The sequence below is a fragment of the Natrinema ejinorense genome, assembly GCF_002494345.1.
GTDB classification, from domain to species: Archaea; Halobacteriota; Halobacteria; order Halobacteriales; family Natrialbaceae; genus Natrinema; species Natrinema longum.
In genome coordinates this window covers 812,125-836,952 of record NZ_NXNI01000001.1, presented here as the reverse complement: position 1 = coordinate 836,952, position 24,828 = coordinate 812,125, and the positions used below count along the sequence as shown (strand labels likewise).

The window sequence follows — 24,828 nt, the reverse complement described above, 5'->3', positions numbered from 1 at the left end:
GCGGAGATCGGCGTTCACGGAGGCGACTGCTGGTCGCGAGGCGTGCTGACTCGGGGTACGATTCCCGCGTCACCCGTCTGAAACAATTTTAGTAGTGGGCGAAGACGTCTCCATCGATGACCGACGGCACTGACGATCCGGTCTATTACGTGATCAGTGACCTCCATATCGGCGGCGACGAACAACTCGGACATATCGATTTCCTGTCGGAGTTGCTCGCCTTCCTCGAGCGGTTGGAAACGACCGACGAGGATGCGGAGTTGATCATTAACGGCGATGCGTTCGGTCTCTGGGAGTTCACCGAACTCGAGGGGTTAGAGAAGTTCGACGTTCTCGTCGAGAAGTATTCGGAACTGTTCGAGCAGTTCCGTGCGACTGGCGAGTCCGTCCCGATCACGCTGCTTCCGGGTAATCACGACCACGAACTCGCTGCGTACGACGAGTACGTCGACCGGCTCGCCGAGTACAACGTCGAGCTCGTTCAGGCCGAGTCAGTTACCCGCCGGGTCGGCGATCGAACGATTTGGTTCGAGCACGGTCACCAGCAGGATCCCAACAACCGAATCGAGGACTTCGGAAATCCCCACGCGACACCGTTGGGGTACTTTTACAACACCCACGTGACGAGTCGGGCCGGACAGCTGTCCGAACGGGGACGGTACAACTGGTTGAAAGACGTTCAGGCAGTAACGCCCACCGAGCGAATGCCGACGTGGCTCGTCTCGAAGTACTTCTACCGTGAAATGAATCCGCTCCTGCGATACGCCACGGTCCCCTTCCTGTTTCTGTTCAACCTCAGTGTCATCCTCGCGGTTCTCGCGGGGCTCGATCTGGCCGGCGTCTGGACGCTGCCCGTCGAGACGGCGGATGCGTTCCTCGCTCAGTTCGGCCTGGCAGGGGCGGCTGTTCACTTACTCCTCGTAATCAATGTGGCGATCGCCGGACTGTTGTTGCTCGTGGGAATACCCCTGTTTTTCTTCCTCCGCGATCTCAGGGAGACGATCGATCGCTTCGGTGTCGTCGAAACGGACCTCACGGTCGATCCCGAGGAGCCGTACAAGAACGCTGCCCGCCAAGTATTCGATGACCGGCCGGAGACGGCGGTTTTTTGCTACGGACACACCCATCGCCCGACGGAGATAGAACTCGACGGCAGGCTGCTCGTCAACACTGGGACGTGGCTGAAGCGGCTCCACCGGCGAGATGTCATCGCCGGTCGACTGCCGCCAGTCTTCTACCCGTCGTACCAGCTGTGTGTCGTCACAATCACAGCTGATGACGGGGGCGTAGCGGTCGAATACGAGGAAATTGCGAAACCGAGTCCGGTCGCGGAAGAACTCACACTCACCGAGCGACTGCTCACCCTGGGTCGGGAACCGAATCCCGAGCTGCCTGACCGAGTGGTCGTCACGGACGAGGTGGAAGAACCCGCTCCCAGAAGGGTCGAGTGAACGATCGCTCCTGGCCGTGAATTGTCAGCAGTGCCGATGGAGTTCCCATGGCGACCCGATGTCCGATACTGTCGTGAGCGCTCGAGTCACTGTCCACGTTCGTTCGAGTCGGTCCGACTCCTGTCCGCGGCCTCCCCGATCGACTCGAGCAACAGCCTCGTCCCCAGCTCGATCTCTCGTTTAGTTACGTCGAGGGGTGGTAGCAATCGAAGCGTCTTGTAGCCACAGCCCAGCGTCAACAGGCCACGGCGGAACGCGCTCTCGAGGACTGCGTCGCGACGCTCTTTCGTATCGAATTCGACAGCGAGCATCAGTCCGCGGCCGCGGGTGTCGACCATGCCGGGTGCCTCACCGTCTTCGACGGCGTCCTCGAGTATCGTTCGCAACTGCTCCCCCCGCTCGCGGACGTTCGCGAGCAGATTCTCCTCGTGGATCGTATCGATCGTGAGCACGCCTTGCATGGCGGCGACGAGATCGCCCGCGCCCCACGTCGAGGAGAGGCGACCCTTTTCTTCGGGAAACACGTCCGACCGCGAGATCGTCGCGCCGACGCGGAGCCCTTTCGCACTCGTGATGACGTCGGGCGTGAGATCGAGGTGGTCGACGGCCCACGGCTTGCCCGTACGACCCAGCCCGGACTGGATCTCGTCCGCGATGATTCGGAGATCGTACCGTTCGCGGAGCGCCTCGAGATCGCGGGCGAACTCGGGATGGGCGACCCGGTAGCCGCCTTCGCCCTGGATCGGCTCGAGGATCAGAAAGGCGACCTCGTCGGGGTCGACGACGCCGCGCTCGGGGTGGAGCGCGTCGGCGACGACGTTCCCGCCGGGGCCGTCCGTTCGCCAGCGGGTATCGTATTCCTCGTCGGTGGCGGGATAGGGGACGCTGACGACGCCCGGAATCTCCGGGAACCCGCGTCGGTGGACGGTCTTCGACCGGTTGAGCGAGAGCGCGCCGAGCGTGCGGCCGTGGAAGCCCCCCTCGAAGGTGACCGCGCGGTGACCGCCCGCGGCGTAGCAGATCTTGATGGCGTTTTCGACGGCCTCCGCACCGGAGTTCGAGAGGAAGACTCGGTCCATGTCGTAGTCCTCGGTCATCGCGACCAGTCGGTCCATCAGCTGCGTCGGGCCGGGGAAGTCGGGGTCGTCCGGTGACCCGCCGCCGCTGACGTAGAAGTCCTGGCCCGCGATCTTTAGCGGATCGACGAGGTCGAACTCACGGAGCTTCTCACGGATCGTCGGATTGTTGTAGCCAAGCGGTGCGGCCGCGACGTGACTCGTGAAATCCAACAGGACGTTGCCGTCGACGTCGGTACAGAACGGGCCGATCGCCTCGCCGCCGGCGTCCCAGACGAACTCGTAGACGTACGTGCTGGGGGCGGCGAATCGCTGGTGATAGTCGACCCACTCGCTGGCCCGTTCACCGGGGATCGTCGCTACCTCCGGTCGTGCGGTTGCTCGGTCCATATCGTCACATAGAACGGGATGAGTAAAGGTAGTCAGGCCGAAACGACGGCGATCGCCGCTGCGGCCAGCCCACCGCCCACCAGGAGGATCGTACTGTAGGCCGCGACGCGGTTCCGAAAGCCGTCGTTCGTCGACGTCGTTGCCAGCAACGCCTTGACGACGATGCTCGAGACCGTCGCGAGCAAGATCGCGATCGTCGCTTCGGCCGGACCGAGCTGCCCGCCACGATAGAGGACGACGGCGGAGGTCGTCGCGCCGGCACTCGAGACGAAGCCGCTGGCGACGGCGGTCGCGTAGAAGCCCAGCGTTCCGAACCACGTCTCGGCCAGCGATCCGAACACGAGGACGACCAGGAAGACGGCCCCGAACGCGAGGGCGTTTTTCAGCGAGAACGGGCTCTCGAGTTCCATGGGGCCGGACTCGCTCCAATCAGCCGTGAGGGCGGCGACGGCGAAGGCGAGCAGGATGACGGCACCCAGGGGAACGACCGCCTCGACGAGAATGCCGGTCTCGCCGCCGGCGGTGAAGCCGACCGCGATCGCGAGGTTGCGGGTGGCCATGGCGGCGTTCGCCAGCAGGATCGCGGCGACGGCGTAGGAGGCTGCCTCGGGGCGCTGGTTGACGTGATCGAGCATCGTTCCGACGACGGCCGTCGAGGAGGCCAGGCCGCCGAAGAAGCCGGTGACCGCGATGCCGCGCCCGCCGTATGTCGAGACGATCGCGTAGTTGACGATGCCGATCCCCGCGACGGCGACGACCATCAGCCAGATGACCTGGGGCTCGAGCGGGATCGTGACCCCTGCGACCTCGGGCTCGTACGTGGCCGGAAGGAGCGGATAGATGACGAACGCGAGGATGGCGAACTCCGTCGTCGAACGCATTTCCTCGCGGGAGAGCCCCCAGGCGAATTCGTGGAGTTCCCGCTTCAACACGAGCAACAGCGACGAGAGGACGGCGACGGTAACCCCCTCGAGGATGAACCCGGCAGCGACCAGCACCCCGATGCCGTAGGTGACGAGCATCGAGACCGACGTCGTCAACGAGAGTCCCGTGTCGGCCGGGTCGTCTTCGGTAAGCCCCTGGACGGCGAGCAACACTCCCTGGACGATCACCAACAGCCCACCCAGAAAGAGGAGGCTTTCGCCGACGTCGCCCTCGCGGACGAGGACGGTAAAGACCGCGCCGAGCAGGCTGATCAGTGAAAACGTTCGGATGCCGGCGGACTTCTGGGACCACTCGCGCTCGAGGCCGAGGAACATCCCCAGTGCGCCGGCCAGCGCGAGCCGGACGACCGGTTCCTCGAGAGGCGCGTTGGCGACCTGCAGCGCAGCCTCGTTCACTATTGCTCGTTTGCTATGGCCGCATATAAACGACGCGCCGGTGACGAGCGGGACCACACGAACCGCAGTAGTGACTGGGGTCGGTCTCCGACGGCGGTGGCGAAATCGGACTGCGTCGACGGACGCGTTTTATAACTCGACGTACTGGGATTCCCACTCGCGTCGCGCCTCGAGTTCGCGGCGACCGCGACGGGTGAGCGTATAGAAGTTCGTTCGCCGATCGCGGCGGCCCTTTTCGACGAGTCCCTTGTCGACGAGGGTGTCGAGGTTGGGATAGAGCCGGCCGTGATGGATCTCTTTCTCGTAGTACTGCTCGAGTTCCTCTTTGATCGCCAGTCCGTGGGGCTCGTCCTCGCCAGCGATGACGTAGAGCAAGTCACGCTGAAATCCTGTCAGGTCGTACATTGGGAAAGTACCAATCACACTTACTGTCGAATTTTAATAAGGCTATCGGGTTGTTCCGATCGAAAGAGGGCTATTACCAGTGAGGCGCCACGTTTTCGGGACAGACAACCCATAACACCCGTGACGAATCGCTCGCTCGATCACACATAATGAGCGGTTCATGTTTACAGTTCAGTGATTACGTTTCGGTACAATTATATTGAATAACGCTGTCGGCTATCGGCTTCGAACGAAGTCGTGACTACCACACTCGCGTCGCTCCAGCGTGTAGTACATCGAAACAGGAAAGCAGATCGCGTGACGGAAAAATGTCACGCGATCGCTTGCCGCCCTGAATTGGTCCCCGCTGACGCTTCGGCCCTCCAAGCGAAGCGTCACGTGAAAGATTCCGTTGGAGGGACTTAAATGTAACGACACGGTGTACGGTCGGTCGCCGGGTCGACCGCTCCCGACACACCCTCGATCAGATGTGTTCTTCCTCGAGCACCCAGCCGATCGCGCGCTTGTAGTAGGTAAACATCTCTTCGACACCGTCGTGTCGCATGTCGTCGCTCTCGAGGTGTTCTTTGAGGAACTCGTACTGCTCGCGGATCTCGTCTTCGTCACGCATACGGAGTAGTATCGACCGAGGGGGCAAAAAAGCCGCCACGCCGAGTCCCGGGCCGTCGGTCGAGAGTCGCGAGTCGGCGGCGACGTCGATCCTCCGTTTCGATCCGGAAAGAGCGGTTTCCGTCCTGAAACGATCGTCAGAATCGTTCGACAGCTCCACCGAAACACCACTGAGTAGACAGGTCGTTCCCGAGACGGGCCAGGTTCGATGGGAGCGTCTCGATTGCGACGATCGGAGATCGGTTACACGTCTTCGGTCTCGTTGTCACCCGTCGTCTCGTTGCCGTCTTCGGTTTCGTTTGCGGCCCCACCGTCTTCGCCGAGCATCAGGGTGACCTCTCCGTCAGCCCCCTCGATTTCGACGTCGTCCTCGGCTGTCTGCCCACCGTCTTCGGCGCTTACAGTGTACTCTCCGTCCTCGAGTTCCTCGAACTCGACTTCGCCGTTCTCATCGGTTTCGTCTTCCATCGGGAAACTCTGGGTGGCGGCACCGTCTTCGGTCTCGTTGGCCGATTCGTTCTCGGACTCGTTGGCTGACTCGTTCTCGGACTCGTTGGCAGATTCGGTGGGTGACTCGTTGGCCGACTCGTTCTCCGATTCGTTCCCCATCCCTTCGTCGCCCATGCCGCCGACGCCCGCCTCCTCGAGAGTGACGGTCGCGCCTTCGACCGGCTCTTCCTGGTCGTCCTGAACCGTCGCTGTCAGCGTATACGTTCCGCCGCCGCTCTCCTCGTCGGTCTCGTTGTCACCAGCAGGTTCTCCGTTGCCGTCTTCCGTTTCGTTGTCTTCGCCGCCCGGGCCGCCGTCAGCACATCCGGCTAACGCGAGTGCGCTTGCTGTTCCTGCCGCGGCCACGAACGTCCGTCGGTTCAGTTGGGTACCGGACATATATTCGGGTAGGACGTTCCGGTTGGTTTCGATGTGGCCTGCACCTGCCGCCCGTTAATCACCTGTTGAACGCCGCGACGCCGATGACCATCATCGTCGATCGAACGACGTTCCGACGCAAACGACGCTCAGGCGCGGACGACTGTCGTCGTCCCACACCGCTCGGTCAGCCGTTCCGTCACGATCGAGGGTCGTCGGTGCCGGCTCCCCTCCACGGTCGGTCCTCGCCGGCCGCCGATCGCATCGCTCGAGCACTCGTCGCCGGTCCGGTGGGCCTTTTGGTATCCCGACCGTAGCCGCTCGCATGAAAATCCGGGGTGAGCGCGAGTGCACGGAGTGTGGGACCCGCTGGTCGTACTACGAGACCGGGAGCGTCGGCTGTCCGGGCTGTGGAAGCCTGCAAAGCGTCGGCGTCGACGAACGCACCGAACACACCGATCTCCAGGTGGCGTTCGATCTCACCCCCGTTCGGAACGCGATCGACGACGTCGCGACCGACGACCTCGCCGAACGCGCTCGGGACCGCTGTCGCGAGTACGTTCGCCGACGCGGATTCGTCAACGCCGGGACGCTCCGCGAACTCGACGATACCTACCTCGCCGCGACCGAACTGCTCCACGTCGCCGACATCGTCGCCCGCGAAATCCACCTCGAGGAGCGCGAAGAGCTGTACTTCCTCGCGTTACTCCGGGATGCCGATCAGGGCGAGCGTCCGCCCGTCGACGACGTCCCTCGCTCGCTCCGGGCGGCCCGCGGCCTCGCGTACGCGAACGCGGTCCGCGAGTACCGACGCGACGTTCGGACCTGGACGGACGAGCGCGACCTGACCGCGAGCGAACGAAGCGCACTCGAGACGCTGGGCGAACACGTCACGCGGCTCCGGATGCTCGACGGCGACGTCGAGCCACGGACCGCCGAACGGCTCGTCGAGGCGACCCGCGACCTGACAAACGGCCTGCGCGGCGACGAGGTCGCGTTCACACAGGCACAGGGACGGTTAGAGAGCCTCGAGTTCGGTTCGATCGACTGACTCGACGGAGAACGAGCGACCGACGCGGAAAACGGAGCCGGCGGGGCCGCCATCGACGCGGCCGTGTCACCGTTCGTGGCGATCGATTCCGTTCGCCGAGATCGAAACCGGAGCCGGCGAACGCGACGAAAAGCGGGAGACGCGAAATCGAACCCCGGACCGGCGACTCAGGGGAGGTCGACGGCGACGTCTTCCTGCAGGCTCGCGGCTTTGACCGTGTTGTAGAGCAACATCGCACGGGTCATCGGGCCGACGCCGCCGGGGACGGGCGTGATCGCGCTCGCTTTCTCTTTCGCGCTCTCGAACTCGACGTCGCCGACGAGTTCGTACCCCTTGTCGGTGTCGGCGTCGACGCGGTTGACACCCACGTCGATGACGACCGTACCGTCCTCGAGCATCGAGCCGTCGACGAGTTCCGGGACGCCGGCGGCGGCGACGACGATGTCCGCGTTCCGGGTTTTTGCGGCGAGATCGTCGGTTCGGGAGTGACAGACCGTCACGGTCGCGTTGCCGTCGTCGGACTTCTGGATCAGCAGATTGGCGAGTGGCTTGCCGACGATGTCCGAGCGGCCGACGATGGTCACGTCTTTTCCTTCGGTATCGATATTCGCGGACTCGAGCAACTTCTGGACGCCGTGTGGCGTACACGGGCGGAATCGGGCATCGCCGGCGACGAGCCGACCGACGTTCTCGGGGTGGAAGCCGTCGACGTCCTTGATCGGATCGACCCGGCGGATCACGTCCCGGTAGTCGACGTGGTCCGGAACCGGGGCCTGAACGATGTAGCCGTGGACCTCGGAGTCGTCGTTGAGGTCCGCGATGGCATCGTAGAGTTCCTCGGGCGGGGCATCGCCGTCGACATCGACGTGGTGGCTCTCGATGCCGACCTCCTCACAATCGCGTTGTTTCATATTTACGTAGGTCTGGCTCGCGGGATCGTCGCCCATGAGCACGGTTGCCAGTCCCGGCCGTGAACCTGCGTCGGCGAGTGTCTCGATCGCGTCGGTCAGATCGTCCCGAATCTCGCTCGCGACGGCGTTGCCGTCGATGATCTCGGTCATTACTCGAGTGGGCGACCGCGAGGCTCATTAATCCCCGGATTCGTGCTTAGAACTGGGCCAGTATCGGCCCGAATATACACGTACGTGGATACATCTTCTCAGAACCGCTCGTCGAGGAACGTCCGGATCGCGTCGTTTGCCGCCTCCGGCCCCTCGAGGTTCGAGGTGTGTCCCGCCTCCGGGATCAGTGCCATCTCGGCGTCGGGCAGCTCCTCGACCATCGGCTCGGCCTGTTCGGGCGCGATCGAGGGGTCCTCCTCGCCGTGGACGATCAGGACCGGCACGTCGATCTCCGAGAGCCGGTCGGTCACGTCCTCGCGACCGAGCCACGAGTTGAGTTCGTGGTGGACCGCCCGGCCGGGATAGGTGGCCCAGCGATCCACCCACGCCTCGACGAGTTCCGGGTTCTCCTCGTGGGTCGTCTGGCCGAACAGTTCGCCAGTCGAGCCCGCCGCGATCTCGCGGGGCAGCGGATCGAGCACGTCCTCGTAGGGCTCGACGAGTGCCTCGTACTCCGCCCGTTCCTCCTCGGGATGGGGCGTCGCCATCGAGTCGATCAAGACCAGCCCGTCGACCCGCTCGGGGTACTCGAGGGCAAAGCGCAGCCCCATGAACCCGCCCATCGACATGCCGGCGATGACCGCGTTGTCCTCCCCGATCCCGTCGAGCAGCGCCGCACAGTCGTCGGCCAGATCCCACAGATCGTACTCCGGTGCATACCGGTCCGTCCGCGCCCGCAGGTCGTAGGCGACGGCCCGGTACTCGTCTTTGAGGGCCTCGAGTTGGGGCTCGAACATCGTCCGATCCATCAACGTCCCGTGGGCGAAGACGACCGGCCGTCCCTCGCCGACGTCGGTGGTCAACGCGTCGGTTCTGGTTCGGTACATCGCCGTCGCCGTTTCGTCACTCATGCTAACTAGACTCATTGGTAAGTTACAAAAGATATTCGGTCCGAAGCGATCTCGCTCGACACGGGCGACGATCGGCGACGTGGTTCCCAGCACCAACGCGGTCGTGGATCTCGACGGTCTCGGGCCCGCTGAAAGAAGGCACCGAAAAACGGATAGCGTACGGTTCGCAGCCGGGCCGGCCGAGGCGACGCGGCCGTCGACTACTCGTAGAGCGGGTTGGCGTCGCAGAGGTCGTCGACCTCGGCGCGGACCTCCTCGATGACGGCCTCGTCTTCGGGGGCGTCGACGACGCGGGCGATCAGGTCACCGACCGTCCGGCAGTCGTTCTCGTCGAACCCGCGGGTCGTCAGTGCCGGCGTGCCGGCACGGATTCCGCTCGGGTTGAACGGCGAACGCGTCTCGCCGGGCACCGTGTTGCCGTTGAGGACGATACCGGCCTCCTCGAGGGCATCCTCGGCGTCGCCGCCGGACGTATCCGGGTGGCTCTCGCGCAGATCGACGAGCACGAGGTGGTTGTCGGTCCCCTCCGAGACCAGCGAGAGGCCGTTCTCGGCGAGGGAGTCACCCAGCGCCTGGGCGTTCGCGACCGTCTGTTCGGCGTAGTCCTCGAACGCGGGCTCGAGGGCTTCCTTGAAGCCGACGGCCTTGCCGGCGATGTTGTGCATGAGCGGGCCGCCCTGGCCGCCGGGGAAGACGGCGGCGTCGATGTCGTCGGCGTACTCCTCGTCGCACATGACGATCCCGCCGCGGCCGGCGCGGATGGTCTTGTGAGTCGAGCCGGTGACGAAGTCGGCGACGCCGACCGGCGAGGGGTGGACGCCGGCGGCGACGAGCCCGGTGATGTGGGCGATGTCCGCGAGGTGGAGCGCGTCGACGTCGTCGGCGGCCGCCTGAACCCGCTCCCACTCGATCTCGCGCGGGTATGCGGAGTACCCCGACACGATGATGTCGGGATCGAACTCGGCGGCGTGGTCCGCGAGGTCGTCGTAATCGATGTAGCCCGTTTCGGGGTCGACCTCGTACTGTTCGACCTCGTAGAGCTGCCCCGTGAAGTTCGCCGGGTGACCGTGACTGAGGTGGCCGCCGTGGTTGAGATCCAACGAGAGGATCTTGTCGCCGGGCTCGAGCATCGCGAAGTAGACCGACTGGTTGGCCTGCGTGCCCGAGTGGGGCTGGACGTTGACGTGGTCGGCACCGAACAGTTCCGTGGCGCGGTCGATCGCGAGTTGCTCGACCTCGTCGGCGTACTCACAACCGCCGTAGTAGCGCTCGCCGGGGTAGCCCTCGGCGTACTTGTTGGTCAGGGCGCTGCCCTGCGCGTCCATGACCGCCTCGCTTGCGTGGTTCTCGCTGGCGATCATCTGTAACGTCTCTCGCTGGCGGTCTACCTCGGCCTCGAGGGCGTCGGCGACGGCGGGATCGACGTCCCGAACCTTGTCGTGGTTCATATCCGAACTGCAGTCTGGCGGCTGTATAAGTGTACCCTTCCCCGGCAAGTCGAGCCACTATCGAGTACTCCCTAACAGTAATTGCCGTTTGGAACAGGTACCCCCGATACAACTAACTTCTCCCAGTGACATTCAGCCAACCGAATGATAGAGTGGGCGGTAGACGGCGACACTCTCCACGTCACTGATGCGGACAACGCCGAGCTAACGGTCTCCGGTGACGAACTCGTCGTCGACGGCTCCGGCGTCGACATCTCGCGGCCGGTCGACGACACGATCGTTCTGACGACTGACGAACTCCGGTTCCCGCACGCGGTCGTCTACGCGTTCTCCCTCGGCCTCGAGGATCAGTACGAACTCGACCCCACTGGGGAACCGCTCTCGTTGTCCCCCGACGAGTACGTCATCGACATCGACACGGAGATCAAGTCCTACCTTCGATTCTCCGGCTCCGCAACGATCCGAAAGACCGACGATTACGAGGAGATCGTCGTCTCCTTTCCGGACCGAACGCGCGTCATCCTCGGCGTCCGCTGTCGTCACGAGTTCCCCGCCGGGACGATCACCGTCCCCGACTCCCCCTCGGCCATCGCCGAGGCCATTACGCGGATGGCTGCCTCACACAAAACGGAGCGACCGGACCGATCGTACCCCACGCTTCGGGGCCACCCGTCACTGATCGAGCACGGCGATACCCTCGAGATCCCGGATTGTATTCGGTCCGATACCCCCGATCACGGGATCGAACTGGTCGTCCCGCCGGACTACGAGTCGCTGTTCGTGACTGCGCCGCTGGCGTACTATCTGCAGGCAACCGTGCGGACGACGGCGACGGGAGCCGGGACGGATCACGCCCGGCCCCGACTCCGACTCGCCGATCACGCGATCGAGGAGCGACTCGCGCCGATGCCCGAACTCGAGCGCGACGTCGAACGGTTGCTCCGGAAGACCTTCTTCCTCGACTGTCTCGTCCGTAACGTCGGCCCGTACGGAACGACCCTCTCGGAGTACAGCCTGCTCGACGCACTCGAGCTCGATGCCAACGCGCTGTACGACGCCACCCCCCAGGATCGGCTCGCGACCTACCTCGACGTCCCCTACGCGGCGATCAAACACCGGCTTCCGGAGTGGCATCTCTCGACGTACGTCACTCCTGCCTACGACAGCGTCGAGACGCTCCCGTTCCTGCTCGATCGGCTGAGCATGATCTACACGCCCCAGACCTCGGAACTCGAGGGCCAGGAACTGGTCGAACGTTCGCTCGCGGACTTCTATCGGGGTGGTGATCCCGGACTCAAGACCGCAAGCGGACGGCCGTCTGACCCGAACAGAGCGAGCACCGGACAGGTCGCCTCGGTCGACATCGTCAAACCAGGACTCCGGAACGGCCGAACCCACGGCTGGCTCGCCGATGGCGTCCCGATCGATGTCTTCAAGTCCACCCCCGAGGCCTATCACAACCGTCTGAACTTCCTCGAACGGACGAGCGATTCGACCTCGATCTGTGTCGTCCTGAACGATCCGGAGATGGCCGGCGAACACGACGACGTCGCCGAAATCTATCACCAACGCTCCGACGAACTGTCGATGGACGTCACCGTGGCGGAATCGCTCGACACGGCCGCACTCGCCCGCGTTTTCGAGGACGACCACGACTTCGTCCACTACATCGGTCACTGCGAGACCGACGGGCTGTGTTGTCCCGACGGCACGCTTTCGACCTCGAGCCTCGAACGCTGTAACGCCCAGACGTTCTTCCTGAACGCCTGTGGCTCGTTCTACGAAGGGATGGGACTGATCCAAAAAGGTAGCGTCGCCGGTGCCGTCACGTTCACGAAAGTCCTGAACGACCACGCCGTCAAGGTCGGCTCGACGTTCGCCAAACTGCTCGTTCACGGCTTCAGTATCGAACGAGCCATGGGACTTGCCCGCAGACGGATCATGATGGGCAAAGACTACGCCGTCGTCGGCGACGGCACCCACTCGCTCACACAGGGCGAGACCCCCTTTCCGACGACCGCCACACTCGAGGAACTCGATGACGTCGGGAGCGAACCGCAGTATCTACTGACACTCGATTGCTACTCGACGCGAGTCACCGGCTCGTACTACTTTCCCCACACCGAAACCAACGAGTATGCCTTCCTCTGTGGCAACGAATCGAGCTTTACGCTTACCGAGCCGGAACTCGCGACGATGCTCGAAGAAACGGAGGCCTCAGTTATCTACGATGGCGACATCTACTGGTCGAAAGAATTGAGTCGCCGGTTCGATCGATAACTCGGTTACGGCCCGCCGTACGTACTGACCCGCTTTGCTCGCGCCGTCAATCGCAGCGATGACCGATCCGCGTTCTGCCCGGTTCTCGTCCGCTCTGCTAACTCCTGTACGACCCACCACAGTCGATTGTGTCGAACACCCATACGATACGGTAATAACACGGTTCCTGTATATAGTTATTGTTGGCAGATTGACAATTCGAATCACCCCATCCAGTCCCCGAGATGTCCGCACTGCTGGAGGGCCGATACTGATACCGGCACTCGAGACAGTGGCCGACCCGCCGATGGTATCTCTCGATTCACATGTCCGTCTGAGATAGGATCGTTTCGTTGGCGAACTAACGAATGTAGGGACAAAAATCACCGGTTCAGGCGCTAAACGAGAAGTTCTGGTGTGCAAACGGCCACCAAAATTAAGTAGGCCGATCCCGATTACTTCTGTATAGACATGACCTCGAATTTACTAAACCATCAGATTGACGATATCCTCGACTCCATGCTCGAGGACGCGACCGGTGACGTATATATGGTCAACCCGTCTGCGGACGCCATCGAAGAGTTCGTCGCCGTCGCGACGGCGTTCGACGGGGAACTGCCGTCGGTCCACATGCTCGCCGACGAACGAACCCTGAAAGACGTCATGGACGACTTCATCGTCGCCTCGAACGCGGCCGATCTCATCAGCGAGGGCGCACTCGCGATGCGAACGCTCGAGGAAGCACCCGAAAACTCGCTGCTGGTCAGCGACGATCGCGTGATCGCCATCGTCCACGCCGGCGACCGCGTTGGCGGGTTGATCACCGACGACGAGAGCTTCGTCGCGGACACCTTCGACACCTACGCCGGTCGCTGGGACGGTGCCACCGAATTCAACCTTCGGACACCCCCGATTACGGACGTCCGCGAAACCCTCGCCGACGAGATCAGTCCCGAAGCCGAGGCGGATTTCACCGCGATCCTCAACTCCCTCGAAACCGCTCGCGGGGACGGCAACGGGCTCGACGAGGTCACCATCTCGCTGCTCGTCGCAGCCAAAAACGAGGCGCTGCTCTACGACATCAGCAAGTGGGGCGAAGACGTCGGCATCGCCTCGAAGGCCACGTTCTCCCGGACGAAGACCAAACTCGAGGACATGGGCCTGATCGACACCGAAAAGGTCCCGATCGACGTCGGCCGCCCGCGCCTGCGTCTCAAGATCGGCGACGACCGACTCAGCGAGGCCGACAACGGCCAGCTCGCGACGGTCGCCCAGAGCATTCTCAACTAGAACCGAAATTTTACGCTGCGTTCTGGCGGACTGACGACAGCGTAGCTGTCGCACAGTCCGCCGTCACTCGGTAACATTTCGATCAAAAGCACTCGCACCGACCTTTTTTCCGCTCGGGTTCACTTCGTTCACCACTCGCGCAAAAAATCTCGACCAAAAAGGCCGCTCGCTCACTTCGTTCGCTCGCGGTAGATTACGGGTAAGCGCCTGCCCTCCCCCGAGTCCCGCGCCCTCACGATTCGTTCGGGCGCGCTCCCGGCCATGTAATTCTGTACGCCCCTCAGTAGTGGATTGGAAGTCGGTTCCGGCGGAGCGCACGGTCGGCAGATACATATCCGCCGCGATTGTAGTGTCGGCTCAGTGTGACGATGGTCACCCAGCAGCTATATGTCGTCGGTCTCGGACTGGGACTGATCGGAAGTCTCGTGACTGTCGTCAGCCTTGTACTCGCTGGGTTCGTGACCACCGCGGTTATCGGGCTCGGAACGACGTTTACCTTCGCGGTCGGTCTCGACAACGTCTTCACGAGGAAGGATTTCGATCGGGAGCATTCGTTGATTTACCGCGTCGTCAACTGTGGCGGTGCCGTCATCGTGGTCGCTCTCGGTCTCCTGATGCTCACAGTGGGGATCGTCTCTTTCAGGACGTTCGTGTGACGGATCTCCCGTCATCGGCTGATTGCGTCACTCTCGTCTGCTGGGACTTTCAGCTACGGTTTGGGACTAACGAACGCTCTCTACGATCGAATTCCGTATTCGATCAGTCGGTCGCCACATGGCGCAAACCCCAAGTCGACGCCGTGAGACGGGTCACATATGTACGAGGCCGTCCACGCCCATCCCGACGGACAGAGCACGGTCGCCAGGCTCGCACGAACGGCGGCCGACTACGGCTACGAGGGCGTGGTCGTGCGCAATCACGACGACGCTCGAGCGGACTACGATCCCGAGCGGATTCGCGACGAGTACGGGATCGACGTCGTCGAGGGGGTCGAGATTCGGGCCGACGACCCCCAGCAAGCGAGCGGGTCGGTGGGGAACTATCGAACGTCGGAAACGATCGTCGGGATCCACGGCGGGACGACGGCGTTGAATCGCTTCGCCGTCGAACAGCCGAAAGTCGACGTGCTCGCACATCCGATGACCGAGAGCGGCGACATCAACCACGTGTTAGTGAAAGCCGCCGTCGAAAACGGCGTCCGCCTCGAGTTCAACCTCTCGGGGGTGCTGCGAGAGAGCGGCGGTCGTCGTGTCCGGATCCTGCAATCGCTACGAAAGCTCCGGGAAATCGTCGCCCACTACGACGCCCCCTACGTCGTGAGTGGGGATCCGACCTCGCACCTCGAGTTGCGGGCCCCCCGGGAACTCGTGGCGCTCGGGGAGGAGATCGGCTTTTCCGGCGAGTTCGTCGAGGACGGCCTCGCGGCGTGGGGCCGCCTGGCCGATCGCAATCGCCGCGTCGACTCCGAGTCGTTCATTGAGCCGGGGGTCCAACGAGGCAGGTATGAAGAGGACGCTTGAGGAACACGCCGCCCGGTTCGACGAGAAGGCCGGCGAGTACGACGACTCGAAATCCGAGGAGTACCACGCCTGTGCGAACCTCGTTGTCGAACACGCCGCCCCCGGCGAGGACGACGTCGTCCTCGACCTCGCGACCGGAACGGGTGCGATCGCGCTCGCGCTCGCCCCCGACGCGAAGCGGGTGGTCGGCCGCGACATCAGCGAGGAGATGATGGCCGAAGCGACGCGGAAAGCCGACGAGGCGGGCCTCGAGAACCTCGCGTTCGATCACGGCACCTTCCGAGACCCGGCGTACGACGGTCCGGTCGACGTGGTCACCTCGAACTTCGCCTTACATCACCTCTCGGACGAGGAAAAGCGCGAGGCGATCGCGGTCATCGCCGACCTCGAGCCCCGCCGGTTCGTCCTCGGAGACGTGATGTTCTTTGGGGAGCCCGACCCCGACGAGCCGTTCTACTCGCCCGAGGTCGACGATCCGGCGACCGTCGGCGTGCTCGCGGATGCCTTTACCGACGCCGGCTTCTCGCTGACGGCCGTCGAACGGGTCCACGACCAGGTGGGCGTGCTGGTCGCAGAACGGGGCCCGACCGACGTCGACGCGGCGGCCGAATAGGATGAAACATCTCCCGAAACACCTCCGGCCGCGCTGGCGATATCTCGCCGTCGAACTCGAGAGTTGGCCCGACGAGCGGATCGACGGCCGTTCGTTCCAGCGGGAGCTGTGGTACGCGGGCCAGAACCTCCTGGGCGATCCGGGCAGCGCCGGCGCCGATCTGACGGTCGTTCGGTTCGAGTTCGCCGAAGGACGGGGGGAAGCGATCGTCAAGGTCCGACGTGGCGAGACCGAACCCGCTCGCGCGGCACTGGCCTGTATCGACGAGATCGACGGCGCTCCCGTCGGGATTCGGGTCCGCGGTATCAGTGGCACGATCCGGGCGGCTGAAGAAAACTATTTAGGACGCGGCGGGCAAGATTCCGACGAGAGAAACGTCGTGTTCGGGAACGAAGAGCGAGTCGCCGTCCTGCGGGACGGCGTTGGGGACGTCCGGCTCGATGAGGCGTTCGTGGGCGCGACAGACCTCGATTACGATCTCGTGTGATACTATGCAGGGACAACAACAACAACAGGCGTACGACCGCGGCATCACGATCTTCTCGCCCGATGGCCGACTCTACCAGGTCGAGTACGCTCGTGAGGCGGTCAAACGAGGCACGGCGAGTATCGGAGTCCGAACGAACGGCGGCGTCGTCCTCGCGGTCGACAAACGAGTCCCCTCCCCGCTGCTCGAGGACTCGAGCGTCGAAAAGATTCACAAGGCCGACGACCACATCGGTATCGCCAGCGCGGGCCACGTCGCCGACGCCCGCCAGCTGATCGACTTCGCACGCCGCCAGACGCAGGTCAACCAGCTCCGATACGGCGAGCCGATCGGCGTCGAGACGCTGACCAAGGAAGTCACCGACCACATCCAGCAGTACACCCAGGTCGGCGGCGCCCGGCCCTTCGGCGTCGCGCTGATCGTCGGCGGCATCCAGAACGGCGAACCGCGCCTGTTCGAGACCGACCCCTCGGGGACCCCCTACGAGTGGAAGGCGCTGGCCGTCGGTTCCGACCGCGGCGAACTCCAGAACTACCTCGAGGAGCACTACGACGACGAGGCCGACCTGGATGGCGGCATTCAACTCGCCCTCGACGCCCTCGCGTCGGTCAACGACGGCTCCCTGCTCCCCAACGAAGTGGGACTGGCGACCGTCGACGCCGAAACCGAGTCCTTCGAACAGTTCGACCAGGACCGCATCGCCGACTACCTCGAGGAGAACGACCTCCTCGATACCGGTGAGGACGACGAAAAGTCCGCCGAGTAATCGAGTCGACGACGTCCGTTCCGTTTTCGGCTGCCGGTGTGTGGACAGTCGATCACCGACGACCAGCGGCGTGGCCGTCCGGGCGGGTCTCGAGACGGCCCGACGGAGTCGGCCGTGACTGCCGCCTCCGTCGGGAAACACTCTTTTCATTGGCGAGGGAAGAGTCCGGTATGATTTCGCTTGACGAGGCGGTGACAGCGCGACTCGAATCACACGGGGCGCGTTTCGAAGTGCTCGTAGACCCGGACGCGGCGCTGGAAATCAAACGCGACGAGTTCGAGGGGGACCTCGAAGACGTGATCGCCGCCGAAGACGTCTTCGAAGACGCCTCTCGCGGGGATCGACCTGCGGAGGCCGACCTCGAGACGGTCTTCGATACCACGGAGCCACTCGAGATCATTCCCGACGTGATCAAACAAGGGGAGATTCAGATCACGGCCGATCAGCGCCGCGAGATGCAAGAACAGAAACGCAAGCAGTTGATCGATACCATCACGCGCAACGCGGTCAACCCACAGATGGACAACGCACCGCATCCGCCCGAACGGATCCAGAACGCCCTGGAGGAGGCCGGCTTTACCGTCGATCCGATGGAGCCGGTCCAGGAACAGGTCGACGACGCGCTGGACGCCCTGCGGCCGGTGATCCCGATCCGATTCGAGGAAGTCACCGTCGCCGTGCAGGTGCCGGCCGATTACGCCGGCAGCGCACAGGCGAAGATCCGTCAGTTCGGCGACCTCGAGCGCGAGGAGTGGCAAAACGACGGCTCCTGGATCGGCGTGCTCACCTTCCCGGCGGGGCTCCAAAACGAGTTTTACGACACCGTCAACGAACACACCAGCGGCAACGCGGAGACGGAAATCGTCAAGGACAAAGACGATCTGAAGACGCGATAGCGGGGTCGCTCGCAGCCGCCGAACGCCGGCGTTATCCGCGTTTGAAACCGACCAGGAAGCCGCCGGTAAAGCCCGCACCGATCGACAGCGTCGACACGATCGACTGGATCCAGTGGACGTCCGCCGCACCCTGTGCGCGTTGTTGGGTTTTCAGCAGTCCGGCCGAGAGTCGATTCCAGTCGACGAAGAGGATGCCCTGGGACTCGAGGTAGCGAAAGAGCATCAACTGAACGCCGACGATGATCGCGAGGAGTTTCGCGATCTTCTTGGCGGCGAACCCGATGATGCCGCCGATAGCTGCGCCGCCCCCGAACTCCAGCCCGAGGGTCGTCGGATCGAGATCGATCATCGTTCGCTCCCATTCGAGTCAGTTCCTATGATTGTTGTGGTCGGCGACCTCCGACGAGAGCACAGTGGACACGGGCCGCTGTCGCGGGGTTCGGCGGCTCGACGGCGTGAACCCACGAGCCAGGTGACGTATCGGGCGCGGGATTCAAGGCGGTTCGTCGCGTACGACCGGCTATGAACGACGTGCGTCCAACCGAGGTGTTCGGTCGGCATCGTTAACGTATCCGGGTCCACGCGGCGGTGCCCGCCACGTCGGTGCAGCCGGCACCCGAGAACCACGGGTCACGGGACCGACGAGCGGCAGCGCTCGAGCGAGCACGTCCGATCACGCCCGGCATACACACAGCCACCCGCATGAACACGATTATCGCCAAACGCGTCGATTCCGGCACGGCCGATACGAGCGAGATCCGCGACCTGGCCCGCGCGGCGGGCTATACCGTCGTCGGCGAAGTCACCCAGTCCAGACGGGCCGACCCGGCCCTCCAGATCGGCGAAGGAAAGGCCCAGGAGTTAGCCGAGTTGGTCGCGGAAACCGACGCCACGACCGTCGTCTTCGACAACCGGCTCGGTCCCTACCAGATGTACAACCTCGGGCAGCTCCTGCCCGAGGGCGTCGAAGTCGTCGACCGCTTTACCCTGATCCTCGAGATCTTCGGCCAGCGCGCCCAGACGCGGAAGGCCCAGCTTCAGGTCGAGCTGGCCGAACTCCGGTACGAACTCCCGCGCGCGGAGGCCAAGACCAGCCTCGCCAAGCGCGAGGAACACCCCGGCTTCATGGGGCTTGGCGAGTACGACGAGAGCCGCGAGCGAGACATCAAGGCCCAGATCAGCCGGATCAACGACGAACTCGAGCGAATCGAGCAGACCGAACAGCACCGCCGGGAGCGCCGGCGCGATTCGGGATTCGATCTGGTCGCACTGGCCGGCTACACCAACGCGGGCAAGTCGACCCTGTTGCGCCAGCTCGCGACCGACCTCGAGGTCGAGGAAAACGAGGAGCTCCACCCCGATCTGGATCCGACGGCCGAGTCCCAGGACAAGCTGTTCACGACGCTCGGGACGACGACCCGGCGGGCGGACATCGATCGGCGAGACGTGCTGGTGACCGACACCGTCGGATTCATCAGCGACCTCCCCCACTGGCTGGTCGAGTCGTTCAAGTCGACGCTGGATTCGGTCTACCGGGCGGATCTAGTGTTGCTCGTCGTCGACGTCAGCGAACCGATCGACGAGATCCACGAGAAGCTGGTCACCTCCCACGACACCCTCTACGAGCGCAACGAGGCCCCGATCGTGACCGTCCTGAACAAGATCGATCAGGTCAGCGACGAGGACCTCGCCGAAAAGCGCGAGGCGCTCTCGTCGCTCGCACCGAACCCGGTCGCGGTCAGCGCCAAGGACGGGCGCAACGTCGACCGCCTCCTCGAGCGGATCGACGACGAACTGCCCGACTGGGAAGAAGAGCGGCTCATGTTGCCGATGACGGACGACACGATGAGCGTCGTCTCGTGGATTCACGACAACGCGACCGTCGACGACGTCACCTACGGCGACGAGGACGTCGTCGTCTCCTTCGAGGCGCGACCCGCGGTCATCTCCCAGGCCCGCTCGCGTGCAAGCGAGTTGCGGACGGCGGCGGCCGAGTCGGCGTAATCGATCTGTCCCGTGGCGAACTCGGTAGCCGTTAGCGCTTGCCGGCGAGTCGCGCTATCGTGGCCACTGACAGTCACTCCACACCGACTCGCACGACAGCGATGTGAGTAGTGCGTCGGTTGTTTCAGTGGCTACGATAGACGAACTACGAGGGCTGTAACGACCGTGGCCGGATTCGATCGTCCCGAGTCGGGACGAATCCGGTTCGAGAACTGGTTACTAACCACATCATATAAATCGCTGACCTGAGTGCCTTGGGATATGGAACGTGTTGCAATCATCGGCGCTTCAATGACCCAGTTCGGGCAGCGGGAAGGGGAGTGGATCCAGGACCTCCTCGCCGAGGCTGGCGTCGAGTGTCTCGAGGATGCGGGTGTCGAGGCCGACGCGGTCGAGCATCTGTACGTCTCGAACATGGCGAGCGGCGAGTTCGAGGGCCAGACCGGCGTGCCCAACGCCTTGGCTCACGACCTCGACGCGATGCCGGCGTACACGCAGCGAGTCGACCAGACGAGTTCGAGCGGCGGGGCGGGGATCTTCGCCGCTTGGCAGTCGGTCGCAAGCGGGGCCAGCGACATGACCCTGCTCGTCGGCGGCGAGAAGATGACCCACAAGACGACCGGGGAAGCCACCGACGTCATCGCGTCGCTGACCCACCCCGTCGAGTACAAGACGGGCGTCACGCTGCCGTCCTTCGCCGGGCTGACGGCGCGTCACTACCTCGAGCGGTTCGACGCGCCCCGGGAGAGCCTCGGGAAGGTGGCAGTCAAGAACCACAGGAACGGCGTCGACAACCCTCACGCCCAGTTCCAGAAGGAAGTCGACCTCGAGACGGTCCTGGAGTCGCCGATCGTCGCCGACCCGTTGCGGCTGTACGACTTCTGTCCGATCACGGACGGCTCGGCGGCACTCATGCTCTGTCCGGAATCCGTCGCTGCGGAGTATACGGACGACTACGTCGTTATTTCGGGGATCGACGGCGCGACGGACACCCACGTCGTCCACGAGCGCGAGGATCCGACCGTGATGGGGGGCGTCGTCGAGAGCGGCAAGGGAGCCTACGAGATGAGCGGTTACGGCCCGGAGGACATCGACGTGGCCGAACTCCACGACATGTTCACCATCCTCGAGTTCCTCCAGATGGAGGGACTGGGCTTTGCCGAGCAGGGCGAGGCCTGGACGCTCGTCGAGGACGGCTACACGGAACGCGACGGCGAGTTGCCGATCAACACCTCGGGCGGTCTCAAGTCCAAAGGGCATCCGCTGGGTGCGAGTGGTGTCGCCCAGGGTGTCGAGATCTACGAACAGCTGATGGGTGAGGCCGGCCCGCGACAGGTCGAGGCGGACGTGGGGCTGTGCTGTAACGTCGGTGGCTTCGGAAACTGCGTGATTACGACCATCATGGAGGCTGCACAATGACCATGGAAGCGACGCGCTACGACGACGGATCGATTACCTACCCCGGCCACCCGCGCGGCCCTGGCGGCACGGAGCCGGTCGAAACGGTCGATCTCAGCGAGTACACCGCCGAGGTCGTCACGTGGACGACCAGCACCGCGACGCCGCCGGGCGTCCGCGAACCGAACCACCTCGCGATCGTCGAGTTCGACGTCGAGGGTGAGTCGGTCCGCGCGATCGGTCAACTGACCACCGGCGATGTCGAAACCGGCGACGAGGTCCGGCCCGTCCACGTCGACGAACTCCGTGAACCCGGTGCGGGCATCAGAGAGCCCGAGAGCCAGGAGTGGGACGGGTCCCGGTTCGAGCCGGTGTAAGCCGTCGCCGACTGCCGGATCGCTCCTGATCACCCCTGACAGCCGTCTGCGCCGATCGCTGAACCCCACCTCGAGAAGAGCGTCGGTCGGTGTGTCGGATTCGTTGAGTGGGTTTCCCCCGTAGTTTTAAATCGGCGTTCGTGGTCAGCCATCGGCAGAGGGTTCAGCATATATGGAACGTGTTGCGATCATCGACGCTTCGATGACCCAGTTCGGACGACGCGAGGGCGCGTGGATCGTGGATCTCCTCGCGGAAGCGGGGATCGAGTGTCTCGAGGATGCAGGTGTCGCCGCGGACGACCTCGACCACCTGTACGTCTCGAACATGACGAGCGGCGAGTTCGAGGGACAGACGGGCGTGATGAACGCGCTGGTCCACGACCTCGGTGGCATGCCGGCGTACACGCAGCGCGTCGACCAGACGAGCGCGAGCGGCGGGGCGGGGATCTACGCCGCCTGGCAGTCGATCGCAAGCGGGGCCAGCGACATGACCCTGCTCGTCGGCGGCGAGAAGATGACGCATCGGTCGACCGCCGAGACGACGGATATCATCGCCTCGGTGACGCACCCGGTCGAATACAAACACGGTGTGACGTTGCCGTCCTTCGCCGGGCTGACGGCGCGTCACTACCTCGAGCGATTCGACGCCTCTCGCGAGAGCCTCGGGAAGGTTGCGGTCAAGAATCACAGGAACGGCGTGGACAATCCCCACGCGCAGTTCCAGAAGGAAGTCGACCTCGAGACGATCCTGGAGTCGCCGATCGTCGCCGACCCGCTACGGCTGTACGATTTCTGTCCGATCACGGACGGCTCGGCGGCGTTGCTGTTCTGTCCCGAGTCAGTCGCACGGGAGTATACCGACACCTACGCGGTCGTTTCGGGCGTCGACGGCGCGACCGACACGCAGGTGGTCCACGAACGCGAGGATCCGACCGTGATGGGGGGCGTCGTCGAAAGCGGCAAAGGTGCCTACGAGATGAGCGGCTACGGTCCAGACGACATCGACGTGGCCGAACTCCACGACATGTTCACCATCCTCGAGTTCCTCCAGATGGAGGGACTGGGCTTCGCCGGGCAGGGCGAGGCCTGGACGCTCGTCGAGGAGGGATACACGGAACGCGACGGCGAGTTGCCGACCAACACCTCAGGTGGCCTCAAGTCGAAGGGGCACCCGCTGGGTGCCAGCGGCGTCGCCCAGGGCGTCGAGATTTACGAACAACTCGTCGGCGAGGCCGGCCCGCGACAGGTCGAGGCGGACGTGGGGCTGTGCTGTAACGTCGGCGGCTTTGGCAACTGCGTGATCACGACAATCATGGAGGCTGCACAATGACACTGGAGGCGACACGCTACGAGGACGGAACGATCAGCTACCCCGGTCATCCGTGTGGACCCGGCGGCGCGGAGCCGGTCGAAACGATCGATCTCAGCGAGTATACCGGGAAGATCGTCACCTGGACGACCAGCACCGCGACGCCGCCGGGCGTCCGCGAACCGAACCACCTCGCGATCGTCGAGTTCGACATCGGCGAAGCGTCGGACGACGCCTCGAGCAGCCGGACCGGGTCCGACGGTGAGGGACAGTCGGTCCGGGCGATCGGCCAGCTGACGACCGGCGACGTCGAAACGGGCGATACGATCCGACCCGTCCACGTCGACGAACTCCGCGAACCCGGCGCGGGCATCAGAGAGCCCGAGAGCCAGGAGTGGGACGGGTACCGGTTCGAGCCGGTATAAAATCGGTTGATCGCCTGTCGCCGCGCAGTCAGCGCCGGCCGTCGCTGGCTGCCGGTTCGCGGGCGGGTGCCACTACCGTTCGACAACTTCGATAGTCGTTACCGTCGTGGCTTCAACTCTCGTCAGGATCGCTTCCGCCGTCATCCGCTCCGCCATCGTCCGTCACTGATTCGTCGCCCTCGTCCTCGTGCGGGCCGTCGTCGTCCGCGTCGGCGTACCGATCCCGAAGCGTCTCGAGTTCGGCGTCGACGTCGACGGCCGGATCGGCGTCGTCATCGTCCGTCCCCGAGTCCATCGGCAGCCCCTCTTCGATATCGATCGTGACGCTCCTCTCGGATGTCGTTCGGTCTTGATCCGTCGCCTCCCGTTCGCGGTCAGCGGCGTTCCGAAGGCGGGTGTCCACGTCGTCGCGGAGTTCACGCGCCTCCTCGAGGAGGTCACGCGCCTGTTCGTTGGCCGGCAGTCCGTCCCCCGACGCGGCCCGCTGGAGCTCTGCGAGGACGGTGTCGAGCTGGGAGAGCGTCGTTCGGCGGAGTTCGGTCGCGCGCTCGCTGGTCGTCTCGGCGGCTGCCGTCGTTCGGTCACGGGCCTCTCGCTCGGTTCGGAGGAGTTTCAGGCTCCGCTGGAACGCCTCGAGCGCGCGGACGCTCGTCTCGAGGACGGCCAGTGTGGCCGGCAGCGCGACGTCGTCGGTAAATCGAAGCAGTTCACGGGGAGTTGGCGGTCGGAGCGGCGGCCTGCGGCGCGGGCGCGATCCCTCGAGTTCCGTCCGGAGGGCGTCGATCGTCCGTGCCAGCTCGCGAACGGCGTCGACGAGTTCGTCGTCCTGATCGGCCATATCCACCCTACGATCGCTGGTGTGAAAAACCGGACGA

At 64.1% G+C, this 24,828-nt stretch carries 25 protein-coding genes; 15 read left to right on the top strand and 10 right to left on the bottom strand.

What is annotated here, in order from left to right:
* Positions 1-116 precede the first annotated feature (116 nt).
* Positions 117-1,451, top strand: coding sequence for a metallophosphoesterase (locus tag CP557_RS04285; RefSeq protein WP_097378768.1), 1,335 nt, complete (start codon positions 117-119; stop codon positions 1,449-1,451).
* A gap of 86 nt (positions 1,452-1,537) precedes the next feature.
* Here the strand turns inward: CP557_RS04285 and CP557_RS04280 are convergent, their stop codons facing one another.
* The 5 genes from CP557_RS04280 to CP557_RS04260 all read right to left on the bottom strand — a co-directional run bounded on the left by CP557_RS04280 (position 1,538) and on the right by CP557_RS04260 (position 6,159).
* On the bottom strand, positions 1,538-2,917 hold the full coding sequence (locus CP557_RS04280; RefSeq protein WP_097378767.1) for an aminotransferase class III-fold pyridoxal phosphate-dependent enzyme: 1,380 nt from the start codon (positions 2,915-2,917) through the stop codon (positions 1,538-1,540).
* Between the two features lie 32 nt (positions 2,918-2,949).
* On the bottom strand, positions 2,950-4,257 hold the full coding sequence (locus tag CP557_RS04275; RefSeq protein ID WP_097378766.1) for an MgtC/SapB family protein: 1,308 nt from the start codon (positions 4,255-4,257) through the stop codon (positions 2,950-2,952).
* 129 nt (positions 4,258-4,386) lie between these two features.
* Positions 4,387-4,662: a PadR family transcriptional regulator gene (locus CP557_RS04270; protein WP_097378765.1), complete on the bottom strand. Its 276-nt coding sequence runs from the start codon at positions 4,660-4,662 to the stop codon at positions 4,387-4,389.
* A 463-nt stretch (positions 4,663-5,125) separates the two neighbouring features.
* Positions 5,126-5,272 carry a hypothetical protein gene (locus CP557_RS22410; protein ID WP_169924334.1) on the bottom strand — a complete coding sequence of 49 codons (147 nt, stop codon included), beginning with the start codon at positions 5,270-5,272 and terminating at the stop codon, positions 5,126-5,128.
* Between the two features lie 242 nt (positions 5,273-5,514).
* Positions 5,515-6,159: a hypothetical protein gene (locus CP557_RS04260; RefSeq protein ID WP_097378763.1), complete on the bottom strand. Its 645-nt coding sequence runs from the start codon at positions 6,157-6,159 to the stop codon at positions 5,515-5,517.
* 304 nt (positions 6,160-6,463) lie between these two features.
* Between CP557_RS04260 and CP557_RS04250 the strand changes: the two genes are divergently transcribed.
* On the top strand, positions 6,464-7,189 hold the full coding sequence (locus CP557_RS04250; RefSeq protein WP_097378761.1) for a DUF7117 family protein: 726 nt from the start codon (positions 6,464-6,466) through the stop codon (positions 7,187-7,189).
* Positions 7,190-7,356: 167 nt separating this feature from the next.
* Here CP557_RS04250 and CP557_RS04245 read toward each other — a convergent pair whose 3' ends face one another.
* From CP557_RS04245 to glyA, 3 genes are all read right to left on the bottom strand, one after another.
* Positions 7,357-8,250 (bottom strand): bifunctional methylenetetrahydrofolate dehydrogenase/methenyltetrahydrofolate cyclohydrolase, encoded by an 894-nt coding sequence (locus CP557_RS04245; RefSeq protein WP_097378760.1) that lies wholly within the window; start codon positions 8,248-8,250, stop codon positions 7,357-7,359.
* 98 nt (positions 8,251-8,348) lie between these two features.
* Positions 8,349-9,161, bottom strand: a complete 813-nt coding sequence (locus tag CP557_RS04240) for an alpha/beta fold hydrolase (RefSeq protein ID WP_097378759.1) — start codon at positions 9,159-9,161, stop codon at positions 8,349-8,351.
* Between the two features lie 200 nt (positions 9,162-9,361).
* Positions 9,362-10,609, bottom strand: coding sequence for a serine hydroxymethyltransferase (gene glyA, locus CP557_RS04235; protein ID WP_097378758.1), 1,248 nt, complete (start codon positions 10,607-10,609; stop codon positions 9,362-9,364).
* Positions 10,610-10,753: 144 nt separating this feature from the next.
* Here glyA and CP557_RS04230 point away from each other — a divergent pair, with 144 nt between their 5' ends.
* The 8 genes from CP557_RS04230 to CP557_RS04195 all read left to right on the top strand — a co-directional run bounded on the left by CP557_RS04230 (position 10,754) and on the right by CP557_RS04195 (position 18,440).
* Complete coding sequence (locus CP557_RS04230) at positions 10,754-12,889, top strand: hypothetical protein (protein ID WP_097378757.1); 2,136 nt, start codon at positions 10,754-10,756, stop codon at positions 12,887-12,889.
* Positions 12,890-13,339: 450 nt separating this feature from the next.
* Entirely contained in the window at positions 13,340-14,158 is an 819-nt protein-coding gene (tbsP, locus tag CP557_RS04225) for a transcriptional regulator TbsP (protein ID WP_097378756.1), read from the top strand.
* A 368-nt stretch (positions 14,159-14,526) separates the two neighbouring features.
* On the top strand, positions 14,527-14,814 hold the full coding sequence (locus CP557_RS04220; RefSeq protein ID WP_097378755.1) for a hypothetical protein: 288 nt from the start codon (positions 14,527-14,529) through the stop codon (positions 14,812-14,814).
* 159 nt (positions 14,815-14,973) lie between these two features.
* Complete coding sequence (locus CP557_RS04215; RefSeq protein WP_097378754.1) at positions 14,974-15,678, top strand: RNase P subunit p30 family protein; 705 nt, start codon at positions 14,974-14,976, stop codon at positions 15,676-15,678.
* Positions 15,662-16,291 (top strand): class I SAM-dependent methyltransferase, encoded by a 630-nt coding sequence (locus CP557_RS04210; RefSeq protein WP_097378753.1) that lies wholly within the window; start codon positions 15,662-15,664, stop codon positions 16,289-16,291. Before CP557_RS04215 ends, CP557_RS04210 begins: the two co-directional genes overlap by 17 nt.
* Position 16,292: 1 nt before the next feature.
* Complete coding sequence (locus CP557_RS04205) at positions 16,293-16,778, top strand: Rpp14/Pop5 family protein (protein ID WP_097378752.1); 486 nt, start codon at positions 16,293-16,295, stop codon at positions 16,776-16,778.
* Positions 16,779-16,782: 4 nt separating this feature from the next.
* On the top strand, positions 16,783-17,544 hold the full coding sequence (gene psmA, locus CP557_RS04200; RefSeq protein ID WP_097378751.1) for an archaeal proteasome endopeptidase complex subunit alpha: 762 nt from the start codon (positions 16,783-16,785) through the stop codon (positions 17,542-17,544).
* 170 nt (positions 17,545-17,714) lie between these two features.
* The gene (locus CP557_RS04195; protein ID WP_097378750.1) at positions 17,715-18,440 is read left to right on the top strand and encodes a ribosome assembly factor SBDS; all 726 of its coding nucleotides are present in this window, start codon (positions 17,715-17,717) and stop codon (positions 18,438-18,440) included.
* A gap of 31 nt (positions 18,441-18,471) precedes the next feature.
* On the opposite strand, the gene CP557_RS04190 is transcribed toward CP557_RS04195, so the two are convergent.
* Entirely contained in the window at positions 18,472-18,789 is a 318-nt protein-coding gene (locus tag CP557_RS04190; protein ID WP_097378749.1) for an FUN14 domain-containing protein, read from the bottom strand.
* Between the two features lie 353 nt (positions 18,790-19,142).
* On the opposite strand from CP557_RS04190, the gene hflX reads away from it, so the two are divergent.
* The 5 genes from hflX (at position 19,143) to CP557_RS04165 (ending at position 23,953) form a co-directional block, all read left to right on the top strand.
* On the top strand, positions 19,143-20,444 hold the full coding sequence (hflX, locus tag CP557_RS04185) for a GTPase HflX (protein ID WP_097378748.1): 1,302 nt from the start codon (positions 19,143-19,145) through the stop codon (positions 20,442-20,444).
* A gap of 261 nt (positions 20,445-20,705) precedes the next feature.
* On the top strand, positions 20,706-21,863 hold the full coding sequence (locus CP557_RS04180; protein ID WP_097378747.1) for a thiolase family protein: 1,158 nt from the start codon (positions 20,706-20,708) through the stop codon (positions 21,861-21,863).
* Positions 21,860-22,219: an OB-fold domain-containing protein gene (locus CP557_RS04175; RefSeq protein ID WP_097378746.1), complete on the top strand. Its 360-nt coding sequence runs from the start codon at positions 21,860-21,862 to the stop codon at positions 22,217-22,219. Before CP557_RS04180 ends, CP557_RS04175 begins: the two co-directional genes overlap by 4 nt.
* A gap of 172 nt (positions 22,220-22,391) precedes the next feature.
* On the top strand, positions 22,392-23,549 hold the full coding sequence (locus tag CP557_RS04170; RefSeq protein WP_097378745.1) for a thiolase family protein: 1,158 nt from the start codon (positions 22,392-22,394) through the stop codon (positions 23,547-23,549).
* Entirely contained in the window at positions 23,546-23,953 is a 408-nt protein-coding gene (locus CP557_RS04165) for a PhlB family protein (RefSeq protein ID WP_097378744.1), read from the top strand. Before CP557_RS04170 ends, CP557_RS04165 begins: the two co-directional genes overlap by 4 nt.
* A 112-nt stretch (positions 23,954-24,065) precedes the next feature.
* Here CP557_RS04165 and CP557_RS04160 read toward each other — a convergent pair whose 3' ends face one another.
* A complete protein-coding gene (locus tag CP557_RS04160) occupies positions 24,066-24,791 on the bottom strand; it encodes a DUF7547 family protein (protein WP_097378743.1) in 726 nt (241 codons plus the stop codon).
* Between the last annotated feature and the right edge of the window lie 37 nt (positions 24,792-24,828).